Below are 18,852 nucleotides of genomic sequence, written 5' to 3'. Positions count from 1 at the left end.
CACCCGGCCGCGCGGACCAACAACACGCCGACCGCTGCCGCCGCGCCGACCGCTCCCCTACGGATCATCTCCAGGTGATCGCATTTGGTCTGGACCAATTCAATACCCGCCCGGCTACACCACCGCCGCCTCCGCCTCCGTCTCCGTCTCCACCTCGCCGCTGTACATGCGCGCGATCACATCCTCGATCGCCGGCTCCCGGACCGACAGGTCGACCAGCGGATAGCTCGCCGCGATCGCCGCCACCAGCGGAGCAGCACTCTCCGCCGCCGGGAAGGCGAGCCACTGGCGCGGGCCCTCGACCCGGACCACCCGCGCCCCCGGCACGGCGATCGGGGCGGCGGGCACCGCGAGATCCACCACCAGGGTGCGTTCGCTGCGCCCCGTCTCGTGCAGGCCGTCGAGCCCGCCGTCGTAGACCACGCGCCCGTGGTCGATGACCATCACCCGCGAGCAGAGGCGCTCGATGTCGGTGAGGTCGTGGGTGGTGAGCAGCACCGTCGTGCCCGCCTCGGAGTTGACCTCGGCGAGGAACTCCCGGACCCGGTTCTTGCTGATCACGTCCAGGCCGATGGTCGGCTCGTCCAGGTACAGCACCTCCGGGTCGTGCAGCAGCGCGGCGGCGATGTCCCCGCGCATCCGCTGGCCCAGCGAGAGTTGGCGTACCGGCGTGTCCAGCAGCGCTGCCAGTTCCAGGAGTTCGACGCAGCGGTCGAGGTTGCGCCGGTAGCGGGCGTCCTCGATCCGGTAGATCCGCCGGGCCAACTCGTACGAGTCGCGCAGCGGCAGGTCCCACCACAGGGTGGTGCGCTGTCCGAAGACCACGCCGATGCGGCGGGCGAGCCGCACCCGCTCGCGCGACGGGTCGGCGCCGGCGACCCGCAGCCGTCCCGCGCTGGGGACCAGGATGCCGGTGAGCATCTTGATGGTGGTGGACTTCCCCGCGCCGTTGGGACCGATGTAGCCGACCATCTCCCCCTCGTCCACGGTGAAGCTCAGACCCTCCACGGCCCGCACCTCCGTGCGCTCGCGTCGGATCCTGCCGACCTTGCGGCGCACGGTGAAGGTCCTGGCGACGTTCTCGACCTCGATGATGCCCATGGGGCGTGTACCTCCTGATGGATCGTCAATTCGCTGGGGGTCAGCTGCCGGTACTGCGGTACGAGCGGATTCCGGCGCGCCAGGCGAGGGCGGCCGCCGTCGCACAGACCAGCGCGGCCAGCGGCGAGGCGAAGCGGTACCAGCCGGGCAGGCCGAGGGTGTCGGGGCGGTCCAGCAGGTACATCGCCGGCAGCCAGTTGACGAAGGCCAGCGGCACCCCGTACACCGCGCCCCGGACCAGGTCGCGGGCGTACACGGTCGGCGGGTACTGGAGCATGGTCGCGCCGCCGTAGGTGAGGGAGTTCTGCACCTCCGCGGCGTCGGTGGCGAAGAACTGGAAGGCCGCCCCGGCGACGAAGACCGAGCCGAAGATGACGGTCCCGCACACCACCAGGACGACCATCACGAGCAGCCGCCCCGGCGTCCAGTCCAGCCGCAGCCGGTCCAGGGACCAGGCCAGGATCAGCGCCGACTGCGTCACCCGGCCGACCCGGCGCAGCGCGAAGCGGTCGGCGCTGAGCTGCGCCAGCGCCGCGGCGGGGCGGACCAGCACGGTGTCCACCGAGCCGTCGCGGACCCGCCGGCCGAGCTGGTCCAGGCTGCCGACCAGCAGGTCGGCGAGGCCCAGGGTCAGGCCCGAGGTCCCGTACAGGAAGGCGACCTGGGGAAGCGTCCAGCCGCCGAGGGCCTTGGCGTGCAGGAACATGAAGGCGATGACGACGAAGTCGAGCGCGGAGGTGACGGCGTTGCCGACGGTGGTCATCCAGAACGAGGCACGGTAGGCCAGCGACGCCCGCAGCCACATCCCGGCGATCAGCAGGTAGGCCCGCAACGCGCTGCGGGCGCGGACGAGCGCCTCAGCCACCCTGGACCACCACCTTGCGCATCGCCGCCCGCTGCATCAGCCGGCCCGCGCCCAGCAGCGCCGCCGCCCAGCCCGACTGGACGCCGAGCGCGGCGAGGAGTCCCAGGCCGGTCCGCCGCTGCAGGAACACGTCCAGCGGGATCTGGATCATCGCGGCCCAGGGCAGGTGCTCGGCCACTGCGGCGATACCGGCCGGGAAGAGGGCCAGCGGCAGCAGAAAGCCGGAGAAGAACATCCCCAGCACCACCGTGATCTGCCGGACGCCGCGCGCGTCGAGCAACCAGAAGCTGGTCAGCGAGGCCAGGTAGCGCAGCGCGAAGCTGACCACCACGGCGAGCAGCACGGAGACCAGGAAGCCGGCCCAGGTGAGCGTCGCGTCGAGGGCCCCGCCACCGGGCATCCGCAGCGCGAAGGCGATGCTCCCGACCACCATCGGCGCCACACCCCGGGCGAGCAGGTGGTAGCAGGCACGGCCGAGGTCGTTGGCAAGCCACCAGACCTGCAGGTCGACCGGGCGGTACAGGTCCACGGCGATGTCGCCCGAGGTGATCCGGGCCTCCAGATCGTCCTGGACTCCGCCGCCCTCCGCGGCGACGGGCATCAGCAGGGCCTGGCCGAGCCAGACGTAGGTGAGGGCGGCGCTCGCGTCGTAGCCACCGAGGTGCGGGCGGACCCGCCAGAGCGCCTGGTAGGTGTAGGCGATGAAGAACCCGAACACGGTGTTGGTGATCACGCCCGCCCAGGTCGCTGCGCGGTAGGTGGCGTAGCGGCGGAAGCTGCCGCGGGCGACGGACGCGTACAGGCGTCCGGACGGCAGGAGCTGTACGCGGGGACGGCTGCGTTCGGGCGGGTGGGCGAGGGCGGCGAGCTGCGCCATCGGGGGACCACGGTCCTTTCCAGGTAGAGTGCAGGGTCGATATGTCGACATGGCGCACCCCATAGCCACCAGAGCGGAAGGGCACGCCAAGTAGGCCCCGATCGCGAACACCCGGGGGTGCGCGCGAGGGGCTTGGTCTCGGTGCGGCTGGTCTATGTGGTTGTCGTGCCTGCGGACGCAGGCCTTCACAGGGTAGCGACCCAGCCACCCGTCGTCACCGAATTTCCCCGCACACCGGCGCAGAAGAGAGTGTCGGTGTCACAACCCCGCCACAATCGGCCCCGCCCGCGCTCATCCGGCCACGAGCACACAGCTCCGTGCGGCAAGGTGGACACGATCGCCCTGAAAGGGGCGTCCTGGGACTTACAGGAACATAATCCACGGCAAGGTGTCCGCAGGTGGTTACTTTGCGTTGCTGAGAACGTCGAAAACGTCGAAACAAGGAGCGGTACGCGGATGAGCAGGGAGCCCGAAGGACCTCAGGGAGACGACTGGGGTCCGACCTGGGGCGCCCGGCCAGACCAGCCCGCTCACCCCGCTCACCCCGCTCACCCCGCTCACCCCGGTCAGCCCGGCGACCCCGACAACCTCAGCCACCCACTGGACCCGGACACCCTCGCCGTCGAGGACCGCACCGAGGGCGGCGGGATGGGCGGCAGCCGCAGTGACCGGCGCCGAGCCAAGACACAGGCCCGCAAGGCCGCCCGCAAGGCCAAACCCTGGTGGCGCCGCATCTTCCCGACCTGGCGCATGGCCGTCTCCACTTTGCTGGGCCTGGCCCTCCTCGGCACCGGCGCCTTCGTCGCGATGTACGTGATCGTCAAGGTGCCCGACCCCAACGCCTCCGCCACCGCGCAGAGCAACGTCTACTACTACTCCGACGGCAAGACCGAGCTCGGCCGGACCGGGCAGACCAACCGCATCTCCGTCCCCATCGAGCAGGTCTCGGCCAACATGCAGCACGCCGCGGTCTCCGCCGAGGACCGCACCTTCTACAGCAACAACGGCGTCAGCCTCACCGGCACCGTCCGGGCCGCCTGGGACACCCTGAGCGGCAAGGGCCTCCAAGGCGGCTCCACCATCACCCAGCAGTACGTGAAGAACTACTACCTGACCCAGGACCAGACCGTCAGCCGCAAGGCCAAGGAGTTCTTCATCTCGCTCAAGGTCGACCAGACCGAGAGCAAGGACCAGATCATGGCCGGCTACCTCAACACCAGCTACTTCGGCCGCAACGCCTATGGCATCCAGGCAGCAGCCCAGGCCTACTACGGGATCAACGCCTCCCAGCTGAGCGTGCCCCAGTCCGCCTACCTCGCCGCCCTGCTCCAGGCCCCCAGTGCCTACGACGTCGGCACCGCCACCCAGGCCGGGAAGACCGCAGCCGTGTACCGCTGGAACTACGTCCTCGACGGCATGGTCAAACTCGGCTGGATCAGCCAGAGCGACCGCAACGCCATGACCTTCCCCACCACCAAGGCCCCGGGCAGCACCCCGGGAGTCAGCGGCCAGGCCGGCTACCTCATCGACATCGCCGACCACTACCTCAACGACAACAACATCGTCGACCCCGCCACCCTCGCCGCAGGCGGCTGGAAGATCACCACCACCTTCGACAAGAAGGACCAGGACGCCCTCGCCGCCGCCGTGAAGACGGAGTTCGCCAACCAGCTCCCCAACACCGCCAAGGCCAAGGACGTCCGCGCCGCGGCCGGCTCGGTCGACCCCACCACGGGCAAGCTCGTCGCCGCCTACGGCGGCCCGAACTACGCCACCCAGCAGTTCAACGACGCTCTACGCACGGACATCCAGGTCGGCTCCACCTTCAAGGCCTTCGACCTCGCCGCCGGACTCCAGAACAAGGCCAGCACCCAGGACGGGCGCAGCATCACCCCCTCGACCTACTACGACGGGACGAGCGGACGCACCGTCCAGGGCCTGCCCAACGGGACGTCCTACGCACCGCCCAACGAGGACGGCCAGGACTACGGCCAGATCACGCTGCGCCGCGCCATGGCGAAGTCCGTCAACTCGGTGTACGCACAGGAGGCCGCCGACGCGGGCCTGAACAACGTCCGCAAGGCAGCCATCGCCGCCGGCCTCCCCTCGGACACTCCCGACATGAGCGCGAGCAACCCGGCCATCGCCCTCGGCGTGGCAACCCCCAACGCCGTCCAGATGGCCGGGGCCTACGCCACCCTCGACAACCACGGGCAGCAGATCACGCCCTGGTCCGTCCAGGCACTGACCCATGACGGCACGAACAAGCCCCTGCCCGAGCACAAGGCGACCCAGGCGTTCGACCGCACCACCGCGGACTCGGTCACCTCCGTCCTGCAGGACGTCGTCAGCCCCAGCGGCACCGGCTACCTCGCCACCGGCCTCGGCCGTCCGGCGGCCGGCAAGACCGGCACCACCGACGACAACAAGTCCGCCTGGTTCATCGGCTACACGCCGCAACTGGTCACCTCGGTCGGGCTCTTCGCCGAGGACCCCAACAGCCACGCGCGGCTCTCGCTGGGCGACGCCGCGGGAGTCACCCGCGTCAACGGTGGGTCCTTCCCCACCCAGATCTGGACGGACTACATGAACTCGGCGCTGGACGGCAAGGCCGTCCAGGACTTCAGCCTCAACGCCGCACCCGACACGTCCACGGCCGCGCCGTCCAGCACGCCGAGCAGCACCCCGAGCAGTGCTCCCAGCAACACGGTCAGCTCCAGCCCGACGCCGGTGGCCACCCCCTCGGCGACTCCCTCCCAGCAGCCCGTCCCGACCCCGACGGCCACGGTTCCGACCCAGACCGCGACGCCGCCGAGCTCGCCGACGCCCACCGCGGTCCCCTCGAACTCGGCGCCCCCGGCCGGGGCCACGCCCAACGCGACGGCGGTGCCGTAGGCGGCGGGGCAGGGGCTGCCCGGCGGCAGCACCTCCCCTCCGCGTCGGCGACTCCCACCCCGAGCTCCGCGCCCAGCCCGACGCCGATCGCATCGTGGTCCGAACGTCACGGCAGCAGCGCCGACCCCGCCGATGCCCCCGTTTTCCTCGGCGGGGTCAACACTCTGCGCCCGGACGCCACCCCCGTGGGCCCCGGACGCATCTCCTCGCCGCAGTGCGCTCGGCGCTGCCACCGGACGCCCTGCAACTGTGGCGTAGCCACCCACAGTTGTTCGACTACCTGTGCGGATCATGAGACACTGCTGTCCGTCTCAGGGCTGTGACCTGCAGCTTGAGACGCCGCACCGGCACGTATGTGAGACACGCGGGGGCCGCGCCGGTCGGCTGGAATTCGTCGCACCACCGCAGGAGCTGCGCGACGCCGACCCTCGGCGTCGCGCCACCCGCGCGCGCCCTCGCCGAGATCACTCCGACACACGTGCCTGCGAGGACTGCCCGATGAATGCCGCCTGGATGCCGCTGCCCGATGACCTCCCGGAGCCCGCCCGGCGCCTGACCGAGCACCTGCGCGCGGTCAAGGACGCGCACCAGTTGAGCCTGGCCGAACTGGCGAAGGCGACCCACTTCAGCAAGGCCTCCTGGGAGCGCTGGCTCAACGGCAAGCGCCTGATCACCGAGCAGGGGCTCGACGCCCTGGTCGCGGCGGTGGACTGCGACGCAGTGCTCCTGCGGGCCATGTTGGAACAGGCGTCGGCGGCGGCGGACGATGCGCCCCGGCCCGCTGGCCGCGCCGAAGCCCGCGTGGAAGCCCGTACCGAAGCTCGCGTGGAAGCCGAAGCCCTACCTGTGACCGAGCCCGAACCCGACCCCGCGTCCGGCCGGTCCGTTCCGCTGCTGCGGCGGCCGCTGCTCTGGGGCTCGGCGGCCGCGGCCGTACTGGTCGCCGCGGTCTGCGTGCTGTGGCTGTCGCCCTGGAGCGGCTCGACCGGTTCAGCGCCGCACGTCATCACCGCGAAGACTCCGGACCCGGCCACCAGTGCACCCTTCTGCACGGGCATCGGCTGCGCCGGCAAGGACCCCCAGTCCACCGGCTGCGGAACAGACGTCAGGACGCTGCAAACCGCCAACGACGGCAAAGTCATCCTCTACGTCCACTACAGCGCCCGCTGCCAGGCGGCCTGGGCCGCGCTCACCGACGGGGCGCCCGGCGACACGGCCACGATCACCACCAGCACGGGCCAGCAGGAGACAGCGCTGATCCACTGGGGCTACGACAACTACTCCGCGATGGTCGACGCCAGCGACCCCCGCACCGCGTTGCGGGTCTGCGGGGTCCAGCCGGCCGGCCGCGCCTGCACCTCGACTCTCAACGCGCCGACCCTCAACGCGCCCAGCGCGGTGCCGCGCGGGTAAGCCGGCGTGCCGCCTCCGGGCGCGGCTTCAGAGGTACAGGCCGGTGGTGCCGCCGCTGTCGCCCACCCGCTCGGAGGCGACGGCGTGGACGTCGCGCTCGCGCAGCAGGACGTAGAGCTGGCCGCGCACCTCGACCTCGGCGCGGTCCTCGGGGTCGTACAGCACCCGGTCACCCGGTTCGATCGAACGCACGTTCTGGCCTACGGCCACAACCTCCGCCCACGCGCACCTCTTGCTCAGCGCGGCGGTCGCGGGGATAAGGATCCCGCCGGTCGAACGGCGGTCACCCTCCGGACTGTCCGTACGGACCAGCAACCGGTCGTGCAGCATCCTGATGGGCAGCTTCTCACCGAAGGAGCCGTGCTTGGCGACAGACGATTCACTCACTCCAGGACCGTACACCGGACCGACCGAACCAGCGCGCACAGCAGCGGACCAGTGGAGCGACCCCACCAGCCCGCCGAGTTCCCGACCGGACTACTTCCTGGCTGATTCCCGACTACTTCTTGCTGCGACGAAGCAGGACGAAACCCGCCACAGCCGCCGCGGCGACAGCCGCGACCGGCACGATCCGCTCCATGCGCGGACTGCCCTTCTCGTCCACGAACTGCGACCGCGCCTGCTCCACGCTCCGGCTGACCGCCACGAAAGCCCGACCCGCCGTACGGTCCACCGCCGCCATGGCGTCGGCCCGCGCCTTGCCGACGATCGTGGACGGGTGGACCGCGACCGCCAGCTCGTCCAGGGTCGCGGCGAGTTGCTGACGGGTCCGGACGATATCCGCCTCGATCTGCGCGGCGGTGCGCCCGTCCGGGCCACCGCCCTTGCCCCTCGTGCTGACCTCGCCCACGAGCCCACCTTCCTCCGCTGCCTGCCGAATTCGCCTATGGGACAGTTTGTCAGGTCACCCGCCGCCGCGCGCAGCGGCACCCCGCCCAGGACGCCCCGAGGAGTACGTTCGTCTTGGCACGACCGCTACCCAAGACGCACAGGAGCAACCCTCATGACGGACGCCCAGACGAAGCTGGAGCCAGGCGACACCGCCCCGGCCTTCTCCCTCCCCGACGCCGACGGCAAGCCGGTCTCCCTCGCCGACCACCTCGGCCGCAAGGTCATCGTCTACTTCTACCCCGCCGCGCTGACGCCCGGCTGCACCAAGCAGGCGTGCGACTTCACGGACAACCTGGACCTGCTCGCCGGGGCCGGCTACGACGTCATCGGGATCTCCCCGGACAAGCCCGAGAAGCTGGGCAAGTTCCGCGAGAAGGAGCACCTCAAGGTCACCCTGCTGGCGGACCCCGAGAAGGAGGTCCTCAAGGCCTACGGGGCCTTCGGTGAGAAGAGCCTCTACGGAAAGACCGTCGTCGGCGTGATCCGCTCCACGGTGATCGTGGACGAGCACGGCAAGGTCGAGCGGGCTCTCTACAACGTGAAGGCCACCGGCCACGTCGCCAAACTGATCCGGGACCTCGAGGTCTGACCCGCAGAAGGGCGGCACACCCGGTGGTGTGCCGCCCTTCCCGTATTGCGGTGCCGCTCCTGCCTACTACTGCATGGAGCTGTTCATCGTGTTGATCAGCGTGCCGGAGGAGTCGTCACCCTCGAAGGAGAAGGCGAAGATGCCGCCCAGGCCCTTCGACGACGCGTACGAACCGCGCGCCGTGATCGCCTGCGGGGTGTCACCGGTGAAGAAGTTGGTGCCGTCGTAGATCCAGGAGCTCTGCGTGGTCGCGTCCCAGTGGACGCTGGCACCGCTGGTCAGGCCCTTGGCGGCGAGCTCCTTCCAGTCCGCGATGCCGGCCTGCTGGGTGAACGTCTGGGCCGGGCTGGCCCCGGTCGCGGACTGGTACAGGCCGGAGTTGCTGCCCGCCGGGACGCCGGTCCAGCCGCGGAAGTAGAACGGCACCCCGAGGATGATCTTGTTGGCCGGGAAGCCGCCGGTGATCCCGTACGCCGAGTCTCCGTTGGTGTACGCGTTGATGGTGGCGTCGACGTTGTACTTCTCCGTGCCGGGCGCGATGGCCTTGCTCGGGTCGGAAGCGCTGTTGTGCAGCGGGTCCTGAAGGTTCGTCGGGCCGGTCGCGTCCCACGCGCCGTGCATGTCGTAGGTCATGATGTCGCCGTAGTCCAGGGACTTGGCGATCTGCGCCGGCTGGATCGTCGCGATCTTGTCCTGACCGCTGGGCAGCGCCGCGGTCAGCAGGAAGTGCTTGCCGATGCTGCTGCCGTAGGCGTCCAGCTCGGTGCGGAACTCCGCGAGCAGGGCACTGTAGTTGGCGGTGTCGGCGGCCGAGTAGTGGTTGCCGGTGTGACCGCCCGCGGAACCCGGGTACTCCCAGTCGATGTCGATGCCGTCGAACAGGCCCGCCGCCGAGCCCGTGCCGCCGGACGCGTCACCCGCGACGTTGGTCGGCAGGTTGCCCTTGATGAACATGTTGAGGCAGGAGGACACGAACGCCTTGCGGGAGGCGTCGGTGGCCGCCGCGTCCGAGAAGTACTTGGAGTAGGTCCAGCCGCCGATGGAGAGGTTGATCCGCAGGTTCGGGTACTTCGCCTTGAGCTCGCGGAGCTGGTTGAAGTTGCCCTTGATCGGCTGCGACCAGGTGTCCGAGCTGCCGTCCACGCTCACGTCCGAGGTGTACGACTTCTGGTAGTCGGCGAAGGCGTCGCCCGCGCCGTCACCAGCGTTGGGGTCCGCCTCGTTGGTCGAGTCGCTGGCCTTCACTGCCTCGAAGCAGGTGTGCGAGGACGGGTCGATGTTCTCGAAGGCGTAGGTGATCACCTTCAGATTGGCCGCCGCACCGGACGTGCCCACGTTCTTCGGGTAGTAGGCGTTGCCGTAGATCGACCACTGGTCGAAGTACCCGGACTTCATCGCCCCGGTCGCCGCCGCGCCGGTGGTCGCGGCCACGGCCGCCGACTGCGCGGAGGCGTGGCCGTCCTTGTCGTAGCCCTGGACCGTGAACGAGTAGGCGGTGTTCGGCAGCAGCGAGCTGACGGTCACCGACGTGCCCATCGACGTCGCCACCAGGTTGGAGCCCGAGTACACGTAGTAGCCCGGGGTGTCGCCGGTCTGGGAGTTGTCGGTGACAGCGGGCCAGGACAGGGTCACGGCCGTGTTGGTGACCTTGGCGGTGACACCGGCCGGGGTGCCGACCAGGCCGTCACCGGTCGGACCCGTGCCCGTGCCGCTGGTGCCCGTGCTGGTCGGAGTGGGGGACGCGGACGCGCTGGCGCTCGCGCTCGCGCTCGCCGAGGGGGACGCGCTGGCACTGGCACTCGGGGACGCGGAAGCGGAAGCCGATGCGGACGCGGAGGCCGACGCGCTCGCCGAGGCACTCGCGGAAGGGCTGCCGGTCGCACCACCCGGGCCGGTCAGCGTGATGTCGTCGGCATAGAACGAGCCCTGGCCGTACCACCCGTGCGTGTACACCTGCACCGAGGTGGTCGACGCGCCCGTCGTGAAGGACGTCGTCAGCTGCTGCCAACTCGTGGCACTCGGCGTCCAGTTGCTCGCCGACACGCCCGTACCCGTCGCGCCGATGTACACGTACGCGCCCTCGACGTACCCGGACAGGCTGTACGTGGTGTTCGGCAGCACGGTCACCGTCTGCGTGCACTGCGCGTTGTCCGAGCTGGACGCCGCACCGAGCAGTGCGTGCGAGCCGCCGTGCACCGGCGACCCCACGACGCTGTCCAGCGTCGAACAGGTCCAGCCGCTCAGGCTGCCGCTCTCGAAGTCACCGTTGGTCAGCAGATTGGTGGACGCGGCACTGGCCCCGGTGATGGTCGTGGCGAGCGCTGCGGATCCTGCTATCAGCACCGTCGCGGTGGCGAGCGCGGTGGCGCGCTTCATGCTCCGCTCGGGGCCACGGGGAGCGGGCAGGGCACGTTCTGGCATTACAGGACTCCTGGAGGGAGAGAGGGGGTGTTGGACACCCGCGCCGGACTGTGAGCACGACATGCACGAGAGATCTGTGGGGGATGCACGACGCGGCCCGGCGCGGGTGGACTGTGGGGGCGTTCAGCGGCAGTCGGTTCAGCCGTTGAACTGAGTGGTGATCTTGGTGAAGTCGTACGGGTTCTGGGTGACGCTGCTGCACATCCCGTCCGCCCAGTTGTGGACGACGTTCGGGTCGCAGACCCGGTCCCGGTTGACCGCCCAGTAGGAGAAGGCGGCGGCGTGGTTCGCCTGGACGAATCCGAGCAGGTCGGTGAAGGTGGACTGGGTGAACAGCTCGCTGCCCTGGTCGGTGTGACCGTTCATCAGCTGCACGCTCAGGTGCGCCCAGGCCGTGGCCGCGTCCCAGCCGTACAGCTTCTGCAGCTGGGCGACGACGTCGTTCGCAACGGTCTCGGCCGCGCTGGTCTCGGTGCCGCTGGTCAGGCCGAAGTCGAAGTCCATGATGTTGACCCGGTCGATCCGCGCACCGTTGTTGATCGCCTGCTGGATCTCGTCCCGACCGGTGTCGGGCAGGCCGACTGTCGTCATCGGGATGGTGACGGTGACCTTCAGGTTGGGGTTGGCTGCCTCCAACTGCTTGATGGCGCCCCAGCGGACGGCCATGTTGGCGTCCAGGCTGCCGTTCTCCCAGTCCAGGTCGATCCGGTTGAGCTTGTACTTGTTGATGACCTGCTGATACGCCGCGGCGAGCGCGGACGAGCTGCCGCAGGTCGAGCCCAGCTCGGTGCCGTTGTAGCCGCCGAACGACACCGCGGCGTCGCCGCCGGCGGCGCGGGCCGCGTTGACGTCCGCGAGGACGGCAGTGTCGGACGACACCGGGGTACTGGCGTTGCCGCCCCAGGCGGGGGTGCAGCCGCCGGAGTCCAGCACGAAGGCGAAGAGGAACTCGTTCTCACCGGAGTTGGCGATGATGTCGGAGATGGACTGGGGGGAGTTGTCCAGCGGCATCATGTAGACCGGGTGCCGGAAGCCGGTGTCCGCAGGGGGCGGTGTGGCGGTTCCGGTGGGCGTGGGGGTGGCAGTCGCCGTGGGGCTGGCCGAGGCGCTGGGGCTGGCGCTCGGGCTGGCGGAGGCGGAGGCGGAGGCACTTGGGGTGGGACTTCCCGTCGCTCCGCCCGCCGCAGGGCCGACCAGCGACAGCGAGTCCGCGTAGAACGTCGGCTGCGCGTACCACCCGTGCACGTAGACCTGCACCGACGTCGTCGTCGCGCCGGTCGTGAACGACGTGCTGAGGGTGCTCCAACTCGTCGCACTCGGCGTCCAGTTGCTCGCCGAGACACCGGTGCCCGTGGCACCCAGGTAGACGTAGCTGCCCTCGACCTGCCCGGACAGCGTGTAGGTCGAGTTCGGCGCGACGGCGACCGTCTGCGCGCACTGCGCGAAGTCCGAGCCCGCAGGGGTCCCCGACAGCGCATAGGAGCCCGCCGCGACGGGGCTGGTGACGACCTTGTCCGCGCTGGAGCAGGTCCAGCTGCTCAGGTTCCCACTCTCGAAGCCGGGGTTGAGCAGCAGTTGCGTGGTGCTCGCCTGCGCGGCCCCACCGGAGGCGAGGAGCCCTCCGGTCCCGAGCAGTGCGGCGCAACAGACGCCGATCAGTACCCGTCTCGTCCCAGTAGGTGTGGGCTTGCCGACCATCTTCTGCCTCCGCAACAACACCATCGGTCACTGAACCTGCGGAACTACTGCGGCAGTCGGGTCCGGAGCCCCCACGCGACTCCCCGGTAGCTACCGTGTGACGCATAAATTGGCCTGGACCAACCCCTGTCGTCAAGACCCTATTTGGCAACGTGTCACTTAAGCTTCCTTAAGGTTCACAAGACATGCAGCTCAGCGGCGTTGCGAGTCGTAGTGGCCTAGTCCTATTGGTCTCAACCACACCCCTCATCACCATCATGGACCCCCTGTGACCCAGCTCACACCCCGAACGGCGTAACCCACCAGTTCGCCCCTCGTTGACCCATCCGAGGCCAACACCCCCAGGGCACGGCCCCACGCTCCACTCGACTGACGACGCCGCAGAGATCCGGTCGAGTGGACACCCCCACCCCCCTCCTCCGCGCGCGCCATCACCCCCGCCGCAGGAGGCAGACTCCATGACCACCCAGACCAAGTACACCCGCGAACTCCTCACCGAGCTGGCCGCCCAGTCCAAGAGCATCAACGAGATGATGCGCCGTCTCGGCGTGCCCATGGCCGGCGGCACCCACAGCTACCTGAGCAAGCGCCTCAAGCACTACGACATCGACACCTCCCACTTCACCCACCTGGGGCGGCCCGATTACGGACGGCGTTCCTACAGTCGAGAGGAACTGGTTGACGCAGCAGCCAACAGCACGAGCATCCGATCATTGATGGACCACCTGGGCGTGGAGCCGTACGACAGCGCCTACTCCTACCTGAAGAAGCGCCTTGCGCACTTCGGTATCTGTACGTCTCACTTCACGCCGGGGCAAGCCTCGCCCCTCGGTGTGCCCACGGTGATCTCCCGCGACGAGCTGACGAGAGCCGTAGCTAGCAATCGCAGCATCTCAGGCGTCATGCGCGAACTTCGTCTCCCGGACAGCACCACTGCCCGACGGCGCATCAAGCATGGGATCGGTCAATTCAACCTCGACACCTCACACTTCACGGGGCGTGCCTACAGTCGGGGCCTGATCATCGGCCCCCGCCGCAAGCCTGAAGACCTCCTGGTCAAGCTCTCTGCGGGCAGCCGTCGCCCTAAGGGCGAGCAGCTCCGGAATATGCTGATTTCCATCGGCTGGGAGGAGATCTGCGCCGAATGCGGAACCGGCCCCGAATGGCGGGGGCGCCTCATGACGCTAGAACTCGATCACATCGACGGTGACTGGCTCAACAACACGCCGAGCAATCTCCGCCTTCTCTGCCCGAACTGTCATGCCACCACCGATACATACTGCGGTCGCAACAAGCTCCACCTGCGCGGCTAGCCCTTCTCGGCATCACATTGCATAGGCGAACCATCCGTGCGGAGCACGGTAGGAGCTCGGCAGGTTGACATCCACAGTGGACCTGCGACTGCCTCAGACGATGGCTTGGCCGCAGCAATGACCGTGGCGACGGGACCGGCAGGGACGATATGGTGGAGGAACTGCGGCCGTGGCGGAACGGCAGACGCCCCGCGTTTAGATCGCGGTGCTGGAGACAGCGTGAGGGTTCAAATCCCTCCGGCCGCACAAGAAGTACCTTTGAATCGAAGGCCCGCCCTCAGTAGTCGTGAGGGCGGGCCTTCGATTTGTACGGCCTCAGGCGAGCAGCTCGCGGACTACTGGGACCAGCGCGCGGAAGGCTTCGCCGCGGTGGCTGATGGCGTTCTTTTCGGTCGGGGAGAGCTCCGCGCAGGTCACTTCATACCCGTCGGGCTGGAGGATGGGGTCGTAGCCGAAGCCGTTGGTGCCGACGGGGTCGAACCGTAGGGTTCCGCGGAGCTGGCCTTCCACGACCCGCTCCGTGCCGTCGGGCAGTGCCAGGGCCGCCGCACAGGCGAAGTGCGCGGCGCGGTGGGGGGTGGCGATGTCGCTCAGCTGGGCGAGCAGCAGGTCGAGGTTGGCCTTGTCGTCGCCGTGCTTCCCGGCCCACCGCGCGGAGAAGATCCCCGGGGAGCCGCCCAGCACGTCCACGCACAGTCCGGAGTCGTCCGCGACCGCGGGAAGCCCCGTGGCCTGCGCCAGCGCGTGGGCCTTGAGCAGGGCGTTCTCCGCGAAGGTCACCCCGGTCTCGGCCACGTCCGGAATCTCCGGGTAGGCGTCCGCGCCGATCAGTTCGACCTCCAGGCTGGCGGCGCCGAGAATCGCCCGGAGTTCGCCCACCTTGTGCGCGTTCCTGGTGGCGAGAATGAGTCGATGAGCAGCCATCCCGCTCAGCCCTCCAGGGCCTTGCGCTGGATCGCTTCCAGCTCCGCGCAGCCCAGCTGCCCCAGGTCCAGCAGTTGGTCGAGCATCGCCCGGTCGAACGGCTCGGCCTCCGCCGTGCCCTGGACCTCCACGAACTTGCCGTCACCGGTGCAGACGATGTTCATGTCGGTCTCGGCGCGGACGTCCTCCTCGTAGTTGAGGTCCAGCATGGCCAGGCCGCCGACGATGCCGACGCTGACCGCGCTCACCGAACCGATGATCGGATCGACCTTCGCCCGGGTGATCTTCTTCTCCTGCGCCCAGCGCACCGCGTCCACCAGGGCGACGTACGAACCGGTGATCGCCGCCGTACGGGTGCCGCCGTCCGCCTGGAGCACGTCGCAGTCGATGGCGATGGTGTTCTCGGACAGTGCCCGGGTGTCGACCACGCCGCGGAGCGAACGGCCGATCAGGCGGCTGATCTCGTGGGTCCGCCCACCGATCCTGCCGCGCACGGACTCGCGGTCGTTGCGGGTGTTGGTGGCGCGCGGCAGCATCGCGTACTCGCCGGTCACCCATCCCTCGCCGGTCCCTCGCCGCCACCGCGGCACACCCTCCGTGACGCTGGCGGTGCACAGCACCCGCGTGTCCCCGAAGGAAACCATTACGGAGCCCTCGGCGTGCTTGCTCCAGCCGCGTTCGATGGTGATGTGGCGGAGCTGGTCGAGGGCGCGGCCGTCGTTGCGTGTCATGGTTCCGACCCTATCGGGTGCGATTGACCCCCCGCCGCACGACCTGGGACGAGCCCGCGTCGCACATGCCGACGGCCCGCGCGCCGTTCGACCGGTCGTGCGGTCGTACGGATTGCGCGGGCCGTCGACTGTGCCCCTCGCGAGGGGCGGTCCACTGGCTGGGGCCCAGCCGAAGCTGTTACGCCATCATGTCTTCGATGTCGGCGGCGATGGGGTCCGCGTCGGTGCCGATGACGACCTGGATCGCGGTGCCCATCTTGACGACGCCGTGGGCGCCCGCGGCCTTGAGCGCGGCTTCGTCGATCAGGGAGACGTCCCTGACCTCGGTGCGCAGTCGGGTGATGCAGCCCTCGACCTCTTCGATGTTGGTGATGCCACCGAGCCCCGCGACGATCTTCTCAGCCTTCGTGGCCATGTGTTTCTCCTGTTCTCGGCCGAATGCGTCGACCTGCTGGGCAGGCTCCGCACGGAGCGCCCCTTTGGTCCGCATTGACACGGTAACGCACGGTTGGCGCAACTTCGCGCGCGAAGATCACGCTCCGCAGTCAGGATGGCGGCAACGGGAGGAGAGTCCATGAGTTCGGCCAACCCCGTCGTTCCCAGGGCACCGTGGTGGCAGGGCTTCGTCGGCGGCCTGCAGAAGATGGGACGCAGCCTCCAGCTCCCTATCGCCGTGCTCCCGGCGGCGGGCATCCTGAACCGGCTGGGCCAGGACGACATCCACACCAAGTGGCACTTCCCGGAGAAGCTCGTCATGGTCTTCGGCGGCGCGGGTGGGGCGCTGCTCAACGGGTCCCTGGGTCTTCCGTTGCTCTTCGCCGTCGGTGTCGCCATCGGGATGGCCAAGAAGGCGGACGGGTCCACCGCGCTCGCCGCAGTCGCCGGATTCCTGGTCTACTACAACATCCTGCAGACCTTCGCCATGTGCACCGCACCCGCCGTGCTCAAGAACGGTTCCTGTCTCACCGGTCCCAAGAACGGTCCCTACACCGTCGCGGCACCGGTGATCCAGAACCCCGGGGTGTTCGGCGGCATCGTCATCGGTCTGTTGAGTGCGTGGTTCTGGCAGCGGTTCCACCGGGTGAAGCTGGTGGACTGGTTGGGGTTCTTCAACGGCCGCCGACTCGTCCCGATCATCATGTCGGGTGTGGCAGTGGTCTTCGCCGTCCTGTGCCTGTGGGTCTGGCCGCCGATCGGTCGCGGGCTCGACTCGTTCGCCAACGGGCTGACCGGTATGGGGTCCTACGGTGCCGGGATCTTCGGCGTGGCCAACCGCGCGCTGCTCACTGTTGGCATGCACCAGTTCCTGAACGTCTTCTTCTGGTTCCAGTACGGGAACTACACCAAGCCCGACGGCACGGTCGTCCAGGGTGACATCCCGCGCTTTCTGGCGGGCGATCCGACGGCGGGTCAGTACACCTCGGGCTTCTTCCCGATCATGATGTTCGCGCTTCCCGCCGCGGCTCTCGCGATCGCGCACTGCGCGAAGCCGAGCCGCCGCAAGGAGGTGACGGGCATGATGATCTCCGTCGGTCTGACCTCCCTCGTCACCGGCGTCACGGAGCCGATCGAGTACTCCTTCCTCTACATCGCCCCGGTTCTCTACGGGATCCACGCCGTGCTGACAGGTGTGTCGATGGCGGTGACGTGGGGCTTGGGGGTCCATGACGGCTTCAGCTTCTCGGCCGGCCTGATCGACTACGTCATCAACTGGGGCCTGGCCACCAAACCCTGGATGATCATCCCCATCGGCCTGGTCTTCGCCGCGGTCTACTACGCGCTCTTCCGGTTCGTGATCACCAGGTTCAACCTGAAGACCCCCGGTCGCGAGGACGACGCCGAGGAGCTGGAGGTCGAGAACGTCAGGTAGCGGGGAGTGTCACGGGTCGGGTGGAGCGTCACGGGTCGGGTGGAGCGTCACGGGTCGGGCGGAGCGCCACGAGTCGGGTCAGAACGTGTAGACGGCTCCCGGACGGGCCAGTTCCACCGGTCCGCCGTACGCCGCGGCGGCGTCGGCGAGGTTGCGTTCGGCGTTCGTCCACGGGGGGATGTGGGTGAGGACCAGGCGGCCGACGCCCGCGCCGGCAGCGTGCTCGCCGGCCTCGCGGCCGTTGAGGTGCAGGTCCGGGATGTCCTCTTTGCCGTCGGTGAAGGCGGCCTCGCTGAGCAGCAGGTCCGCGCCGCGCGCGAGCTCGACCAGCTGCGGGCAGGGGCCGGTGTCGCCGCTGTAGACGAAGGCGCTGCCGTGGTGCTCCACCCGGAAGGCGTAGGCCTCGACGGGGTGGGCGACCCGGGCGGCGGTGATGGTGAAGGGGCCGACGTCGAAGGTGCTGTCGCGGAGCGTGCGGAAGTCGAAGACCTCCTTCATGCCGGGGTGCTCGTCCATGTCGTAGGCGCGGGCGAGGCGCTCGGGGGTGCCGTGCGGTCCGTACACGGGGAGGGGGTCGGGGCATCCTTCGAGGCGGTAGTTGCGGGCGACGTAGTAGGCGCACATGTCGATGCAGTGGTCGGCGTGGAGGTGGCTGAGCAGGACCGCGTCGACCTCGTACAGGCCGCAGTAGCGCTGGAGGGCGCCGAGCGCGCCGTTGCCGAGGTCGATCACCAGGCGGAATCCCTCGGCTTCGACCAGGTAGCAGGAGCAGGACGAGTCGGCTGACGGGAAGCTCCCCGAGCTGCCCACCACGGTCAGTTCCATGCCGCGTCCTCCGCCGACTCGTTCCAGTGCTGATTCCACTGCTTTGAGTGTCGAGGGTAAGGCGGTGCCGAGGCTTCGCAGCTGTCCGCGGGGCCGGTTGTGGTCGGAATCACCAGTACGGGGGGAGGCGTGCGCTCCCCCCGTACGTTCGCGCGCTACCGGGCGGTCACTGGTCCCGGGTCCGGGGTCTGCGGGCGCTCCAGGCTCTGATGCTGTCGGCGTACCAGCGTGGCTGGCCGAGGACGGTGACCAGGTCGGGCTCGGGCAGCATGCCGTGTCGCCGGTACGACTTCACGGTCTCCGGTTTGACGCCGATGTGGGCGGCGATCTCGGTGTAGGACCAGAGTTCTCCGTTGCGAGGACTCATCGTGGTACCTCCTCCGGGTGGGCGCGTGACCAGTTCTGATGTGTTCTCAGGTCTGGTCGGCTGTGGTGGGTT

Annotated in this window: 17 protein-coding genes and 1 tRNA gene; 6 read left to right on the top strand and 12 right to left on the bottom strand. The window is 69.1% G+C overall.

Features of this window, described 5'->3' with window-relative positions:
• Window positions 1-114 precede the first annotated feature (114 nt).
• From ABIA33_RS19170 to ABIA33_RS19160, 3 genes are read right to left on the bottom strand one after another with little or no spacing between them, the layout of a single operon-like run.
• Window positions 115-1,101: an ATP-binding cassette domain-containing protein gene (locus ABIA33_RS19170; protein WP_370083135.1), complete on the bottom strand. Its 987-nt coding sequence runs from the start codon at window positions 1,099-1,101 to the stop codon at window positions 115-117.
• 40 nt (window positions 1,102-1,141) lie between these two features.
• Window positions 1,142-1,966, bottom strand: coding sequence for an ABC transporter permease (locus ABIA33_RS19165; RefSeq protein ID WP_370083133.1), 825 nt, complete (start codon window positions 1,964-1,966; stop codon window positions 1,142-1,144).
• Window positions 1,959-2,843 carry an ABC transporter permease gene (locus ABIA33_RS19160; RefSeq protein ID WP_370083131.1) on the bottom strand — a complete coding sequence of 295 codons (885 nt, stop codon included), beginning with the start codon at window positions 2,841-2,843 and terminating at the stop codon, window positions 1,959-1,961. The genes ABIA33_RS19165 and ABIA33_RS19160 overlap by 8 nt, the downstream gene beginning before the upstream one ends.
• A 456-nt stretch (window positions 2,844-3,299) precedes the next feature.
• Here ABIA33_RS19160 and ABIA33_RS19155 point away from each other — a divergent pair, with 456 nt between their 5' ends.
• Both ABIA33_RS19155 and ABIA33_RS19150 read left to right on the top strand, forming a co-directional pair.
• Entirely contained in the window at window positions 3,300-5,738 is a 2,439-nt protein-coding gene (locus tag ABIA33_RS19155) for a transglycosylase domain-containing protein (RefSeq protein WP_370083129.1), read from the top strand.
• A gap of 498 nt (window positions 5,739-6,236) precedes the next feature.
• Window positions 6,237-7,151 carry a DUF2690 domain-containing protein gene (locus ABIA33_RS19150; RefSeq protein ID WP_370083127.1) on the top strand — a complete coding sequence of 305 codons (915 nt, stop codon included), beginning with the start codon at window positions 6,237-6,239 and terminating at the stop codon, window positions 7,149-7,151.
• A 27-nt stretch (window positions 7,152-7,178) separates the two neighbouring features.
• On the opposite strand, the gene ABIA33_RS19145 is transcribed toward ABIA33_RS19150, so the two are convergent.
• Both ABIA33_RS19145 and ABIA33_RS19140 read right to left on the bottom strand, forming a co-directional pair.
• Window positions 7,179-7,481: a co-chaperone GroES gene (locus ABIA33_RS19145; RefSeq protein WP_370083345.1), complete on the bottom strand. Its 303-nt coding sequence runs from the start codon at window positions 7,479-7,481 to the stop codon at window positions 7,179-7,181.
• Between the two features lie 169 nt (window positions 7,482-7,650).
• The gene (locus ABIA33_RS19140) at window positions 7,651-8,001 is read right to left on the bottom strand and encodes a DUF3618 domain-containing protein (RefSeq protein WP_370083125.1); all 351 of its coding nucleotides are present in this window, start codon (window positions 7,999-8,001) and stop codon (window positions 7,651-7,653) included.
• Between the two features lie 153 nt (window positions 8,002-8,154).
• Here ABIA33_RS19140 and bcp point away from each other — a divergent pair, with 153 nt between their 5' ends.
• Window positions 8,155-8,631: a thioredoxin-dependent thiol peroxidase gene (gene bcp, locus ABIA33_RS19135; protein ID WP_370083123.1), complete on the top strand. Its 477-nt coding sequence runs from the start codon at window positions 8,155-8,157 to the stop codon at window positions 8,629-8,631.
• Between the two features lie 66 nt (window positions 8,632-8,697).
• Here bcp and ABIA33_RS19130 read toward each other — a convergent pair whose 3' ends face one another.
• Entirely contained in the window at window positions 8,698-11,052 is a 2,355-nt protein-coding gene (locus ABIA33_RS19130) for a glycosyl hydrolase family 18 protein (protein ID WP_370083121.1), read from the bottom strand.
• A gap of 138 nt (window positions 11,053-11,190) precedes the next feature.
• Window positions 11,191-12,750, bottom strand: coding sequence for a carbohydrate binding domain-containing protein (locus ABIA33_RS19125; protein ID WP_370083119.1), 1,560 nt, complete (start codon window positions 12,748-12,750; stop codon window positions 11,191-11,193).
• 458 nt (window positions 12,751-13,208) lie between these two features.
• Here ABIA33_RS19125 and ABIA33_RS19120 point away from each other — a divergent pair, with 458 nt between their 5' ends.
• On the top strand, window positions 13,209-14,063 hold the full coding sequence (locus ABIA33_RS19120) for an HNH endonuclease (RefSeq protein ID WP_370083117.1): 855 nt from the start codon (window positions 13,209-13,211) through the stop codon (window positions 14,061-14,063).
• A 163-nt stretch (window positions 14,064-14,226) separates the two neighbouring features.
• Window positions 14,227-14,309: transfer RNA gene (locus tag ABIA33_RS19115), tRNA-Leu, on the top strand.
• Between the two features lie 69 nt (window positions 14,310-14,378).
• On the opposite strand, the gene rdgB is transcribed toward ABIA33_RS19115, so the two are convergent.
• The 3 genes from rdgB to ABIA33_RS19100 all read right to left on the bottom strand — a co-directional run bounded on the left by rdgB (window position 14,379) and on the right by ABIA33_RS19100 (window position 16,133).
• Window positions 14,379-14,987: an RdgB/HAM1 family non-canonical purine NTP pyrophosphatase gene (rdgB, locus tag ABIA33_RS19110; protein ID WP_370083115.1), complete on the bottom strand. Its 609-nt coding sequence runs from the start codon at window positions 14,985-14,987 to the stop codon at window positions 14,379-14,381.
• A gap of 5 nt (window positions 14,988-14,992) precedes the next feature.
• Window positions 14,993-15,718 carry a ribonuclease PH gene (gene rph, locus ABIA33_RS19105; protein WP_370083113.1) on the bottom strand — a complete coding sequence of 242 codons (726 nt, stop codon included), beginning with the start codon at window positions 15,716-15,718 and terminating at the stop codon, window positions 14,993-14,995.
• A 178-nt stretch (window positions 15,719-15,896) separates the two neighbouring features.
• Window positions 15,897-16,133 carry a glucose PTS transporter subunit EIIB gene (locus ABIA33_RS19100; RefSeq protein WP_370083111.1) on the bottom strand — a complete coding sequence of 79 codons (237 nt, stop codon included), beginning with the start codon at window positions 16,131-16,133 and terminating at the stop codon, window positions 15,897-15,899.
• 159 nt (window positions 16,134-16,292) lie between these two features.
• Between ABIA33_RS19100 and ABIA33_RS19095 the strand changes: the two genes are divergently transcribed.
• Complete coding sequence (locus ABIA33_RS19095) at window positions 16,293-17,588, top strand: PTS transporter subunit EIIC (RefSeq protein WP_370083109.1); 1,296 nt, start codon at window positions 16,293-16,295, stop codon at window positions 17,586-17,588.
• Window positions 17,589-17,666: 78 nt separating this feature from the next.
• Here ABIA33_RS19095 and ABIA33_RS19090 read toward each other — a convergent pair whose 3' ends face one another.
• Together ABIA33_RS19090 and ABIA33_RS19085 are read right to left on the bottom strand one after the other, a co-directional pair.
• The gene (locus ABIA33_RS19090; RefSeq protein ID WP_370083343.1) at window positions 17,667-18,413 is read right to left on the bottom strand and encodes an MBL fold metallo-hydrolase; all 747 of its coding nucleotides are present in this window, start codon (window positions 18,411-18,413) and stop codon (window positions 17,667-17,669) included.
• A gap of 166 nt (window positions 18,414-18,579) precedes the next feature.
• Window positions 18,580-18,780 (bottom strand): MarR family transcriptional regulator, encoded by a 201-nt coding sequence (locus ABIA33_RS19085; RefSeq protein WP_370083107.1) that lies wholly within the window; start codon window positions 18,778-18,780, stop codon window positions 18,580-18,582.
• Window positions 18,781-18,852: the final 72 nt, after the last annotated feature.

It is taken from the genome of Streptacidiphilus sp. MAP12-16 (genome assembly GCF_041262165.1).
Classification (GTDB): domain Bacteria; phylum Actinomycetota; class Actinomycetes; order Streptomycetales; family Streptomycetaceae; genus Streptacidiphilus.
This window is presented reverse-complemented; position numbering and strand designations above follow the sequence as displayed.